The organism is Serratia sp. L9 (assembly GCF_050632285.1).
In the GTDB taxonomy this organism is placed as follows: Bacteria; Pseudomonadota; Gammaproteobacteria; order Enterobacterales; family Enterobacteriaceae; genus Chania.
Window position 1 is genome coordinate 5,629,506 of record NZ_CP192591.1, and the last position, 14,610, is coordinate 5,644,115.

Annotated in this window: 2 protein-coding genes; both read right to left on the minus strand. The window is 58.2% G+C overall.

The window, feature by feature from the left end:
- Positions 1–197 precede the first annotated feature (197 nt).
- Positions 198–1,136 carry an OmpA family protein gene (locus ACQ86O_RS26795; protein ID WP_431223584.1) on the minus strand — a complete coding sequence of 313 codons (939 nt, stop codon included), beginning with the start codon at positions 1,134–1,136 and terminating at the stop codon, positions 198–200.
- 271 nt (positions 1,137–1,407) lie between these two features.
- Positions 1,408–14,610: an Ig-like domain-containing protein gene (locus tag ACQ86O_RS26800; RefSeq protein WP_431223585.1), complete on the minus strand. Its 13,203-nt coding sequence runs from the start codon at positions 14,608–14,610 to the stop codon at positions 1,408–1,410.

Genomic DNA, 14,610 nt, shown 5'->3' on the forward strand with positions numbered 1-14,610 from the left:
GGGATAGAGCGTATTTAGTTACGTAACGTTATCGTTTACTCATTAAAAAAAGCACGCAATGTGACAAAACCACCCAAATATGAAATAGCAATGCATTCCATTAATGTGGATGCGTAATAATTAATCTTTTAGCATCCAAAATAATAACGAGCAACCTAAGCAGCCCGTTATTTCATTATTTAATAGTAGAAATAAGTTTATCTCACAATAATATCTACACGGCGGCTGTTAGCATTACAACCTGCATCTTGCTGACTGGCGCGCACGCCACACCCTTCTGCCCCCTGTGCAACCCCCATACCGCCGGTGTTACTGATAAGATCAGGGCTAATCCCGGCACGAATCATCGCTTCACGCACCGTATTGGCCCGCGCCTCGGACAACCGCTGGTTAGCATCACGGTTGCCAATGGCGTCCGTGAAACCGACAATCTGGATCTCACTGATGTTATTCCCCTGCTGGATAAACTGGAGCACGTTATTCAGCTTGGTGACTGAATCAGGCGTGATAGCGCCGTAGTTGCTCTTGGCAAAACGGAACAATACGCTTTCCTGGATCAGCACAACGCCGCCTCCATTAACGTATTCACAAGGTTTTACCTGCGCTGCACGATTAACAATTCGCGATTCTTTACGCATTGATTTCAAATCGGCTTCTGCGACTGATCGCTCAGCCAAAGCCGTGGTCGTGCCGTTAGAACCAGGATTGACCTGCAAGAAGTAGGTCTCCGAACCCTGTACATTAATCTGATGAGCTGGATTCTGTTTACCCTGATAACCTGGCTGATCGTTAAAATAAGATTCTATTGCGTGTGCCCCAGGAGCAACGCAGAACACGGTGAACTCGCCCGGTAAAAGTGCGGATTGCAATTCACGATCCACGTTAATTGTTGCCGGTATATTCCCTTGTGGATAATAGAAAACGATCTGGGCCAGTTCCGGCACCGGTTTGGCGACCGGACGGTAGATTGGTGCACCTTCGCCGATAACCGCTGTCTGCCCACTTTGCTCAGAGGACATATCAAAATTATTATTAATGTCTGACGTTTCGGCGAATGCATTGACAGACAATGCACCCGATGCCAAAACGAAAGCACCAGCAATAAGGGTTTTAACTCCATGCAGAACTAATTTCATTATATTACTCCAGGCTTACCCGAACTATTCATCCATAAATTACGGTAACTTTCTGAACCTTTCACTTCTTGGTCATGAAGTGAAAAGACCAATTACCAGACAGTAAAAAATAACGCTACAACCCTGGGTGGTAAGAACAAGGCAGGCTGTACTAGCCCCACCCTGTTTTATTACCCATTAACCTCTTCTGTTAATTCCACACATGCCAATCTATAAACGCTGCATGACATTATCTGGCCCGCGGTTTTTACACCGCGGGGAAAATAGTGGATTAAACAATGATTTGGTTATTCTGCAATAACGTCTGCAGATCGGTATGTATATCAGCCAAGGTGATCACGCTGCTAGACGTATACTGATCACCCAGACCGTCGCGGTCGATACTGATTACCGTATCATTTCCTACTGTTTCCACTTTCAGGTAATCATTAATACCCTTAGAAGCATCATCCAGTTCAAACTGACCATACTCGTTCTGGAAGAAGGTAATCGGGCCGTTATAATCCAGCACTGCACTGAGATCAATCAGATCCGCATCACTGTCAGTAGACACATTACCGATATGGAAGCCATGGACCGTATCGTGACCATTACCGCCAGTCGCGTCATTTTCCAGACCTGCCAACAGGTTGTACATCAAGGTGTCATTACCGCCATTGACCAGGAAGAACTGATCATCACCCGCGCCACCGTTAAACAGGTTATTCGCCGAGTTGTCGGTGAACATATCACCTTGAGCAGTCCCTATCAGAGAGTCAACATTGAGTAAGGTATCACTCGCAGTTGTCACTCCAGTCCACAGGTTAGCCGTCACACCATCAAGTTCGCCACTGTAGTCAGACAAAGTCGTCATAGCCAGAGCACTATTGACCGTCAGATTATCGTCAGTGATCACTAACTGATGGTTCGCCAGCAATGTCGCCAGGTCCACATGGGTATTGGTCAACGTCAGCAGTGCCGTGGAGCTATAGGTTGAGCCACTACCATCACGGTCAATGTTCAAGATACTGTCATTACCGCTGTAGGTGATGGAGAGATACTGAGTAATCGTCTCCCCTGCATCAATAGTTGCCACACCGTTAATATAGTGTGCCGCACCATCTGCATCCGCACGATAACCGATCAACATCTCGCTAACATCAATAATGTCCGCGTTTGCCGTGGCTTCTACGGTACCGATGGTGAAATTGTTCACAGTATCGTGCCCATTTCCACCGTTACCCATAGACGCATTGAGTACGCGGTACATCAAGGTGTCTTGCCCCCCGTTAACCAGATTGAAGGTGTCATTCCCGCCACGACCATCAAAGTAGTTATTTGCCGCATTACCGGTGAAGGTATCGTTGCCACTGCTACCTGCCAGGCCTTCGATATTTACAAACTGTGCATGACCAAAACCGGTGTTTTGCATGCCCGTGTTGCTCAGATCGATAGTCAAGGCCGAGGCACCTGCCAGTTTGTAGTCAACAATATCCATCCCCCCGATATCGCTCCAGGATTTAATACCGGATACGACCACACTCCCGCCCCCGCCGTTATAGACGTGAGTGCCTGCGGTAGCAAACAGGGTATCGTTATAGCCCGTTCCCACGATACCTGTGAGGTTGGTTGCATCGGTTGCTGCGGTGGCTGCACTTGACGCCTTGGCGCCATCCTCGCCAGTCAGTACATAGGCATGGTTAGCCTCGATAGCCTTCAACCCACTCCAGGTAGCATTGACGTTTTCAATCGCATTGGTGACACCAGAAGAAGCGAGTGTCACGGAAGAAACACCCCCAACGTCTTTGCCATTTGCCAACACCACTGCGCTATACGACTTGCTGGCATCCAGACCGTAGAAGTACACAAGCCCGGTAGAGTTGTTCATGTTGACGCCACTTTGCGCATTGATTACCTGCGAAGCTACGACTTGACCGGTCGCCTCATCGATCAACAGCACCGTATTGCCATAATAGATATTGACGCCGTTCGCATCGAGGATACGCAAGATAATACTGGTTCCATCCTGAACCTGCGTTTTGTTTTCTGTATAGACTGTTGCCCCACCCGCAGCCCGGAACACCACCAGATCCTGATCGCCGTCATAGTCCAGATCGACGGCAAGCGCACCGGTAGTGATATAGGTACTGCTCAGGTTCGCAGACGTCAGGATGGTTTGCGAAGACCAGGTCACATTGTTGGTAGTGACATTGGTGCCGCCATTTAGCCACAATAATCCGATATTGTTGGCGTTAGCGGCAGCCGTTGATCCTGGTGCCCCGGCAATTTCAATCAGATCCATCTTGCCATCGGCGTTCCAGTCCACTGCCAACGAGGTTGCGCTATCTACGGTATCGCCAAGGTTCTGCATGTGAGCGCCAGCACCTACACCGTTGGCAGCAGAAACCAGGTTGCCAGAACCATCGTTGTAATAGATTACGCTGTTTGATCTGGTGCTCTGGCCGGTTAAGCCTGCAACAAACAGATCCATGTAACCATCACCGTTCAGGTCGGCCCAGGTCAAGCTGGTGTAGATATTGGTTGCTCCATTGTCACCATTGAATACACCGGTCACGACCTGTGTATTTGTCAGGGTAGTATTGCCTGCAGCATCTACACCATTTTTGACGACAACCAATCGTGAATTCGAGCCACTCGAACCTCCCGCGGAAGTCGTGTTGGTGCCCGCCGTTCCGTGATAAACGATATCGACATAACCATCGTTATTCAGGTCGACACCCGCAATTTCACGGTCCGGAGTCGGATTCCCCGTATTGCTCGGCGACACTCCATCCTGCGAGCTTCCACTGTAGACATAGGCCCCAGACTTGTTAAAGCCAAGGATCGTGCCATCGGTGTTCATCACAAAGGTAGTGTCATACCCGCCTCGCGCTTCGGCATCGTTCGGCGTTTCGTCACCATAGACCATGTCAACAAAACCATCGCCATTGATATCGATACCGGCTGACCCGCCGTACCATACATAGCTGTTACCATTGGCGTCGTTGGTTTGCCCACTGATTCCGTAAGAACCGACCTGGAATACGCTGTAACTACTCCCGTTATACTTAAATGACTGCTGTCCATTGGCATAGGAAGTATCTGCACCCATGATATCCATCAAGCCGTCGCGATCGATGTCAACAAACGTCGACTGTTGCTGACGATCCGGCCCTGACAGAATGATCGACGAGAACGATCCAAGCGATGTAGAGCCCGTCGCATTTTGCGTAAACACCGCCGAGTTGCTCAGGATACGCCATGAACCATTTTCAGAAATGGTAATAGCGGTCCCCGTGTCATCCGACGTAGCCCCAGCCGCCGTAAACGAAATGGTTGGTGAAGGCGATACTGTCAGTTCATTTGACGTGTTATCGGTGGTGATCTGCCTGCCAGCCGCATCAAACAGCACAGCTTTAACGTCGTAGGTGCCAATCGCCAATGCATCAGCATCAGGGATCTGCACATACCAGGTGTTATTAAGCATATCGACAACAACTTGCCCGTTCTGTGAAGAGTAGGTTTTGTTATTGACCGTTACTTCAACATACTCACCTTCCTGAATGATGAAACCGGTATAACCAGAAACGATCGGTGTAGTATCCAACGTACTCTGAGTATTGACCATCATTGCCAGGTCAATGGTCATCGTGAAGTTATTGGAAATGACACCTTCGTTACCCGCCCGATCCGCCACGACGGCACGGAAGGTGTTGGTAGAGTCATCATCCAATGCAGGCAATACAAACGTCCAGGAAGAACCATTGCTGCCTACCGTTGCTGTCCCCAGGAACTGATTAGACACCACATCGTAGATCCGGACTTCATCACCCTCATCCAGCGCATTACCATTAATACGACCATTCAACGTCGGGTTACGATCGTCGGTACTGGTGCCAGAACCAAAGTTACCGGTTACCAAGCCCACATCATCGGTATAGCTTTCAATCGTTACCGTTTGAGTTGGCGCATCCAAATCGATAGTCAACGCAAAGTCAGGTGAAATCACGGTTTCATTACCCGCCACATCCACCGCAATTGCGGTATAGGTATAGGTATTGCTGTTCACCAGATTATTGAGTGCCAGGGTCCAGGATCTGCCCGCCATATCAATCGCTGCGGATCCCACCAATGAACCATTCTGGTAGATACGGATAGTGTCGGTCGCCAGCAGATCGCCAGCCCAGGTACCTTTCAGCACTGGAGAGGTATCGTCGGTCACGCCGCCACTGCCCAGGATCAACCCCTGATTGGTACCCACATTATCGTAATACCCTTCGATAGCCAGCGTCACTTCAGGTGCCTTGGTATCGATGGTTACATTGACATTGGCCGATGGATCACTCACGTTGCCCACTGAATCGGTTACGGTAGTGGTGAAGTTATGAGCACCGTCCACCATATCGCTGGTCGGTATCCAACTCCATTTACCGGTAGTCGCATCGGCTATTGCCTCTCCGACTTTTACACCATCATCATAGATAGTCACTTTACTGCCAGCTTCGGCGCTACCACTGAAGGTCGGTTTGGCATCGTCCGTGACGTCTCCATTATGGAGTGCGCCCTGGATCCCACCCACATCATCCAGGATCACCAGATCGGTGACGGCATTAGGTGCTTTCGTATCGACAGTGATGGCCCAACTGTTACTTGCGCTACTTTCTTGGCCCGCACTGTTAGTCGATGTCACCGTAAAGTTATAGCTGCCATCGGTCAGAGTGGTGGTTGGTGTGAAACTCCAATCACCGTTCGGGCCAGCCGTGGTGCTGCCAACCACGGTACTGCCGTTATAAATAATAACCTTGTCGCCGACCTCTCCCGAAGATGTCCCACTCAGCGTTGGGGTATTATCTGAGGTCAGGGCACCTTCACCCAGACTGACGTTGCCAGTGCCGGAATCATCCACAATACCGGTAATGCTCGGCACCCCTGGTGTTGTAGATATACTGATGTTGTAACTGGCTTCCGGCTTGGCAATGTTACCCACACTGTCAGTTTCGGTTACGGTCAGCTTGTTCAGCCCATCGTACAAGGAACCGGTTGGTATCAATGACCAAGTACCATTAGCGCTAACCGTGGTGGTACCCAGTACTTTGGTAACACCATTATCATCGGTGGTAGAAACCGTAATGGTGTCACCCACTTCTGCACCGGTACCCTTGATCTCAGGCTTGCGGTCATCCAACACACCGTTCTGCGCAACCGAACCGGTAACATTACCAAAGTTATCAATCACATCGGTGATGGCAATCTTGCTGACATCCGGCGCACTGAAGTCCAGAGACAGTACGAAGGTATTCGATGGATCGCTGACGTTGCCCGCCTTGTCCGCCGCCGTTACCGTAAAGCGATGCTCGCCTTCTGCCAGCTTGTCGGTAGGTGTAAACGACCACTGGCCGCTGGCATTGGTGGTGACTGAACCCAGCACGCCGTTCTGGTCAGAGACCGTCACGATACTGTTGGCTTCCGCACGCCCCGACAGGGTTGGTGTCGGATCGTCCGTCGCGCTGCCGCTGACCAGGTTCTGTGGCTGTACGCTGCCCACATCGTCGGCCGCCGAGTCGATGGTCGGTGCCGTCGGTTTCGCCGAGTCCACTGTAAAGCTCCAGCTGTTGCTGGTGCTCGGGTTGCCCGCCGGATCCACCGCCGTGGCGCTCAGGCTGTGGGTTCCCTGGCCCAGATCGGCCGTTGGCGTAAAGCTCCAGGTGCCGTCGGTTTTCGCCGTGGTGCTGCCCAGCACATTGTCACCGTCTTTTACCGTCACGATACTGCCGGCCTTCGCCGTGCCGTTCAGCGTTGGACGGGTGTCGTCCGTCACGCCGTTCTGCGCGATATTGCCGGTCAGGGTGCCGACATCGTCCACCAGGTTGCTCAACGCCACCTGACCCGGTACCACGTCGACCGTCACCTGCAGGTGTTCGCCGGCGGCACTGGTGTTGCCCGCCGCATCGGTCACGGTGGTGGTGAAGTCGTGCGCGCCGTTATCCAGCGCGGTCCCCGGGGTAAACGTCCAGTTGCCGCTGCCGTCGACCACCACACTGCCAATGGCGGTGCCATTGTCCAGGATAGTCACGGTGCTGCCCGCTTCCGCCTTGCCGCTGAAGGTTGGCGTGTTGTCGTCGGTGGTCATTCCCGCCGTCAGCGGGCCTTGCTCTGCGCCCATATCGTCGGTCACCGTCAGGCCGGTAACCGGGTTAGGGGCAAGGGTATCTACCACGATCGGGAAGCCACCGGTGGCCGGGCTGGTCTGGCCGATGCTGTCGGTGACCGAGGCCGTCAGGCTGTGGTTACCGTCTTTCAGCGCCGTACCCGGGGTGAAGGTCCACGCCCCGTTGCCGTCTGCCACGGTGGAGCCAATGGCCACGCCGTTGTCGAACACCGTGACGGTGCCCCCTGCCAGCGCTGACCCTTTCAGGGTTGGCGTGCTGTCATTGGTTACCGCGTCTTTCTGCAAGGCACCGGTGTGCGGTGCCGCATCGTCCTCCACGCTGGTGATGGTCGGTGCCAACGGTGGCTGGGTCAGGACGGTGATGACGTATTCCGGCGAGGCCACCGTGGTGTTCCCCACGCTGTCGGTCTCTTTGGCGGTCAGTTTCACCAGGCCGTCTGCCAGTGGCAGGGTCGGCTTCAGTGACCAGGTGCCATCGGCCTGCACCGTCGTCGAGCCCACCACGCTGGTGCCGTTGTACACCGTAATGATGTCACCGGCTTCCGCCCCGGTCCCGCTGATGGTTGGCCGGTTGTCATCGGTCGTGCCATTGTTTGCCACGTTACCCTTGTTTTCGCCAACCTGGTCATCCACCCCGGTGATCGCCACCTTGCTGGCGTCCGGCGCACTGAAGTCCAGAGACAGTACGAAGGTGTTGGACTTGTCGCTGACGTTGCCCGCCTCATCCTTCGCCGTTACCGTAAAGCGGTGTTCGCCTTCTGCCAGCTTGTCGGTAGGTGTAAACGACCAACTGCCGCTGGCATCGGTTTTCGCCGAGCCCAGCACGCCGTTCTGGTCAGAGACCGTCACGATACTGTTGGCTTCCGCACGCCCCGACAGGGTTGGTGTCGGATCGTCCGTCGCGCTGCCGCTGACCAGGTTCTGCAGTTGTACGCTGCCCACATCGTCGGCCGCCGAGTCGATGGTCGGTGCCGTCGGTTTCACCGTGTCCACCGTGAAGCTCCAGCTGTTGCTGGTGCTCGGGTTGCCTGCCGGATCCACCGCCGTGGCGCTCAGGCTGTGGGTTCCCTGGCCCAGATCGGCCGTTGGCGTAAAGCTCCAGGTGCCGTCGGTCTGTGCCGTGGTGCTGCCCAGCACGTTGCTGCCGTCTTTTACCGTCACGATACTGCCGGCCTTCGCCGTGCCGTTCAGCGTTGGACGGGTGTCGTCCGTCACGCCGTTCTGCGCGATATTGCCGGTCAGGGTGCCGACATCGTCCACCAGGTTGCTCAACGCCACCTGACCCGGTACCACGTCGACCGTCACCTGCAGGTGTTCGCCGGCGGCACTGGTGTTGCCCGCCGCATCGGTCACGGTGGTGGTGAAGTCGTGCGCGCCGTTATCCAGCGCGGTCCCCGGGGTAAACGTCCAGTTGCCGCTGCCGTCGACCACCACACTGCCAATGGCGGTGCCATTGTCCAGGATAGTCACGGTGCTGCCCGCTTCCGCCTTGCCGCTGAAGGTTGGCGTGTTGTCGTCGGTGGTCATTCCCGCCGTCAGCGGGCCTTGCTCTGCGCCCATATCGTCGGTCACCGTCAGGCCGGTAACCGGGTTAGGGGCAAGGGTATCTACCACGATCGGGAAGCCACCGGTGGCCGGGCTGATCTGGCCGATGCTGTCGGTGACCGAGGCCGTCAGGCTGTGGTTACCGTCTTTCAGCGCCGTACCCGGGGTGAAGGTCCACGCCCCGTTGCCGTCTGCCACGGTGGAGCCAATGGCCACGCCGTTGTCGAACACCGTGACGGTGCCCCCTGCCAGCGCTGACCCTTTCAGGGTTGGCGTGCTGTCATTGGTTACCGCATCTTTCTGCAAGGCACCGGTGTGCGGTGCCGCATCGTCCTCCACGCTGGTGATGGTCGGTGCCAACGGTGGCTGGGTCAGGACGGTGATGACGTATTCCGGCGAGGCCACCGTGGTGTTCCCCACGCTGTCGGTCTCTTTGGCGGTCAGTTTCACCAGGCCGTCTGCCAGTGGCAGGGTCGGCTTCAGTGACCAGGTGCCATCGGCCTGCACCGTCGTCGAGCCCACCACGCTGGTGCCGTTGTACACCGTAATGATGTCACCGACTTCCGCCCCGGTCCCGCTGATGGTTGGCCGGTTGTCATCGGTCGTGCCATTGTTTGCCACGTTACCCTTGTTTTCGCCAACCTGGTCATCCACCCCGGTGATCGCCACCTTGCTGGCGTCCGGCGCACTGAAGTCCAGAGACAGTACGAAGGTGTTGGACTTGTCGCTGACGTTGCCCGCCTCATCCTTCGCCGTTACCGTAAAGCGGTGTTCGCCTTCTGCCAGCTTGTCGGTAGGTGTAAACGACCAACTTCCGCTGGCATCGGTTTTCGCCGAGCCCAGCACGCCGTTCTGGTCAGAGACCGTCACGATACTGTTGGCTTCCGCACGCCCCGACAGGGTTGGTGTCGGATCGTCCGTCGCGCTGCCGCTGACCAGGTTCTGCAGTTGTACGCTGCCCACATCGTCGGCCGCCGAGTCGATGGTCGGTGCCGTCGGTTTCACCGTGTCTATCGTGAAGCTCCAGCTGTTGCTGGTGCTCGGGTTGCCTGCCGGATCCACCGCCGTGGCGCTCAGGCTGTGGGTTCCCTGGCCCAGATCGGCCGTTGGCGTAAAGCTCCAGGTGCCGTCGGTCTGTGCCGTGGTGCTGCCCAGCACGTTGCTGCCGTCTTTTACCGTCACGATACTGCCGGCCTTCGCCGTGCCGTTCAGCGTTGGACGGGTGTCGTCCGTCACGCCGTTCTGCGCGATATTGCCGGTCAGGGTGCCGACATCGTCCACCAGGTTGCTCAACGCCACCTGGCCCGGTACCACGTCGACCGTCACCTGCAGGTGTTCGCCGGCGGCACTGGTGTTGCCCGCCGCATCGGTCACGGTGGTGGTGAAGTCGTGCGCGCCGTTATCCAGCGCGGTCCCCGGGGTAAACGTCCAGTTGCCGCTGCCGTCGACCACCACACTGCCAATGGCGGTGCCATTGTCCAGGATAGTCACGGTGCTGCCCGCTTCCGCCTTGCCGCTGAAGGTTGGCGTGTTGTCGTCGGTGGTCATTCCCGCCGTCAGCGGGCCTTGCTCTGCGCCCATATCGTCGGTCACCGTCAGGCCGGTAACCGGGTTAGGGGCAAGGGTATCTACCACGATCGGGAAGCCACCGGTGGCCGGGCTGGTCTGGCCGATGCTGTCGGTGACCGAGGCCGTCAGGCTGTGGTTACCGTCTTTCAGCGCCGTACCCGGGGTGAAGGTCCACGCCCCGTTGCCGTCTGCCACGGTGGAGCCAATGGCCACGCCGTTGTCGAACACCGTGACGGTGCCCCCTGCCAGCGCTGACCCTTTCAGGGTTGGCGTGCTGTCATTGGTTACCGCATCTTTCTGCAAGGCACCGGTGTGCGGTGCCGCATCGTCCTCCACGCTGGTGATGGTCGGTGCCAACGGTGGCTGGGTCAGGACGGTGATGACGTATTCCGGCGAGGCCACCGTGGTGTTCCCCACGCTGTCGGTCTCTTTGGCGGTCAGTTTCACCAGGCCGTCTGCCAGTGGCAGGGTCGGCTTCAGTGACCAGGTGCCATCGGCCTGCACCGTCGTCGAGCCCACCACGCTGGTGCCGTTGTACACCGTAATGATGTCACCGGCTTCCGCCCCGGTCCCGCTGATGGTTGGCCGGTTGTCATCGGTCGTGCCATTGTTTGCCACGTTACCCTTGTTTTCGCCAACCTGGTCATCCACCCCGGTGATCGCCACCTTGCTGGCGTCCGGCGCACTGAAGTCCAGGCCCAGTACGAAGGTATTCGATGGATCGCTGACGTTACCCGCCTTGTCCGCCGCCGTTACCGTAAAGCGGTGTTCGCCTTCTGGCAGTTTACTGCTTGGCGTAAACGACCACTGGCCGCTGGCATTGGTGGTGGCTGAACCCAGCACGCCGTTCTGGTCAGAGACCGTCACGATACTGTTGGCTTCCGCACGCCCCGACAGGGTTGGTGTCGGATCGTCCGTCGCGCTGCCGCTGACCAGGTTCTGCAGTTGTACGCTGCCCACATCGTCAGCTGCCGAGTCGATGGTCGGTGCCGTCGGTTTCACCGTGTCCACCGTGAAGTTCCAACTGCTGCTGGTGCTCGGGTTGCCCGCCGGATCCACCGCCGTGGCGCTCAGGCTGTGGGTTCCCTGGCCCAGATCGGCCGTTGGCGTAAAGCTCCAGGTGCCGTCGGTCTGTGCCGTGGTGCTGCCCAGCACGTTGCTGCCGTCTTTTACCGTCACGATACTGCCGGCCTTCGCCGTGCCGTTCAGCATTGGACGGGTGTCGTCCGTCACGCCGTTCTGCGCGATATTGCCGGTCAGGGTGCCGACATCGTCCACCAGATTGCTCAACGCCACCTGGCCCGGTACCACGTCGACCGTCACCTGCAGGTGATCGCCGGCGGCACTGGTGTTGCCCGCCGCATCGGTCACGGTGGTGGTGAAGTCGTGCGCGCCGTTATCCAGCGCGGTCCCCGGGGTAAACGTCCAGTTGCCACTGCCGTCGACCACCACACTGCCAATGGCGGTGCCATTGTCCAGGATAGTCACGGTGCTGCCCGCTTCCGCCTTGCCGCTGAAGGTTGGCGTGTTGTCGTCGGTGGTCATTCCCGCCGTCAGCGGGCCTTGCTCTGCACCCATATCGTCGGTCACCGTCAGGCCGGTAACCGGGTTAGGGGCAAGGGTATCTACCACGATCGGGAAGCCACCGGTGGCCGGGCTGATCTGGCCGATGCTGTCGGTGACCGAGGCCGTCAGGCTGTGGTTACCGTCTTTCAGCGCCGTGCCCGGGGTGAAGGTCCACGCCCCGTTGCCGTCCGCCACGGTGGAGCCAATGGCCACGCCGTTGTCGAACACCGTGACGGTGCCCCCTGCCAGCGCTGACCCTTTCAGGGTTGGCGTGCTGTCATTGGTTACCGCGCCTTTCTGCAAGGCACCGGTGTGCGGTGCCGCATCGTCCTCCACGCTGGTGATGGTCGGTGCCAACGGTGGCTGGGTCAGGACGGTGATGACGTATTCCGGCGAGGCCGCCGTGGTGTTCCCCACGCTGTCGGTCTCTTTGGCAGTCAGTTTCACCAGGCCGTCTGCCAGTGGCAGGGTCGGCTTCAGTGACCAGGTGCCATCGGCCTGCACCGTCGTCGAGCCCACCACGCTGGTGCCGTTGTACACCGTAATGATGTTACCGGTTTCTGCCCCGGTCCCGCTGATGGTTGGCCGGTTGTCATCGGTCATGCCATTGTTTGCTACGCTGCCTTTATGTTCACCAACCTGGTCGTCAACACCGGTGATCGCCACCTTGCTGGCGTCCGGCACAGAATAGTCAGTGCTCAGGGTAAACACATCCGACGGCGCACTGGTGTTGCCCGCCTTGTCGGTGGCCGTGGTGGTCAGTGCGTGATCACCCTCGGTCAACGGCGTGGTCGGGGTAAATGCCCAGGCGCCGTTGGCATCGGTGGTCACCGATCCAATCAGTTCGCCATTGTCATACACATGGACGGTACTGCCCGCTTCGGCCACCCCTTTCAGGGTCGGGGTCGCGTCATCGGTCGCGCTGCCGCTGACCAGTTCCCCGCGCACGTCGCCCACGTCATCAATGGCGCTGCCCACGCTCGGTTTGCCCGGCGCTTCGCTGTCCACGGTAAAGCCGAAGCCCGGCGAGGTCACGGTGTTGCCCGCCGCATCCTCTGCCGTCACCGTCAGGGTGTGTTCCCCCTCACCCAGTTCGGCTTCTGGCGTAAAGCTCCAGCTGCCGTCCGGTTGCACGGTCGTGGTCCCCAGCACCGTGTCGCCGTCTTTCACGGTGACCACGCTGCCCGGTTTGCCGCTGCCGGTGAACTCCGGCTGCCTGTCATCGGTCACATCGCCCGGCTGCAGGTTGCCGGTGATCGTCCCCACGTCATCCTTGATGCCACCCACGCTGATCACCACCGGGGTGTCGTCCACCACCAGGGTGATCCCCGGGCTCGGCTCGCTGGTGTTGCCGGCCGGATCGGTCACGGTGGTGGTCAGGGTATGTTCGCCGTTGTCCAGCGGCTCGGCCGGGGTGAACGTCCAGTTGCCGTTGTCATCCACGGTGGTGGTGCCGATCGCCTTGCCGTTGTCCAGCACGGTGACCGTGCTGCCCGGTTCGCCTTTGCCACCCAGGGTTGGCGAGCGGTCATCGGTGGTCTCGCCCGGCGCCACCGGCCCGGTCTTCTCACCCACGTCATCGGTGATCACCACGTCGGTGGCCGCGTCCGGCAGGGCTGTGTCCACACTGAAGGCAAAGCTGCCGCTTGGCGCACTGACGTTGCCCGCCGCGTCGGTCGCGGTAATGTGCAGGCTGTGCGTGCCGTCCGCCAGCGCCGTTTCCGGCGTCAGGCTCCAGCGCCCCTGGTCATCCGCAGTAACCGACCCGATCGCCTGACCGTTGTCATACAGGGTGACGGTGCTGCCCGCTTCCGCGCTGCCGCTCAGGGTTGGTGTGTTGTCGTTGGTCACCGCCCCTTTCTGCAAGGCACCGGTGTGCGGCTCCACGTTGTCCACCACGCTGGTGATCGCCGGCAAGTCTGGAACCGAGATATCAATGTTGAGGTCATAGGAGGGCGTACTCGGCGCGGTCTTGTTGCCGGCCGCGTCCACTGCCACGATGGTCAGCTGGTTGTTGCCTTCCAGCAGCGGCTGGCTTGGCGTCATTGACCAGGTGCCGGCGGCATTCACCGTCGCACTGCCAATCAGGTGGTTGCCCGCGCTGTCTTTGGCGTAGACCAGGACGGTGTCTCCCGCGCTGCCGATACCGCTGATCTGCGGCAGGCTGTCGTCGGTGATCCCGCCGGACGCCACTGGGCCCTGAGTGAGGCCCACGTTGTCCGCCACGCCGGTGATCGCCAGGAACTCCGGGCCCACCGGGGATGGCGTGTAATCGGTGCTCAGGGTAAACACATCCGACGGCGCACTGGTGTTGCCCGCCTTGTCAGTGGCCGTGGTGGTCAGTGCGTGATCGCCCTCGCTCAACGGCGTGGTCGGGGTAAATGCCCAGGCGCCGTTGGCATCGGTGGTCACCGATCCAATCAGTTCGCCATTGTCATACACATGGACGGTGCTGCCCGCTTCGGCTACCCCCTTGAAGGTCGGGGTCGCGTCGTCGGTCACGCTGCCGCTGACCAGTTCCCCGCGCACGTCGCCCACGTCATCAATGGCGCTGCCCACGCTCGGTTTGCCCGGCGCTTCGCTGTCCACGGTAAAGCCGAAGCCCGGCGAGGTCACGGTGTTGCCCGCCGCATCCTCTGCCGTCAC

Bases quoted from the DNA above. Each gene is read 5' to 3' on its own strand.
- ACQ86O_RS26795 (WP_431223584.1), bottom strand. From the start codon at position 1,136: ATGAAATTAGTTCTGCATGGAGTTAAAACCCTTATTGCTGGTGCTTTC.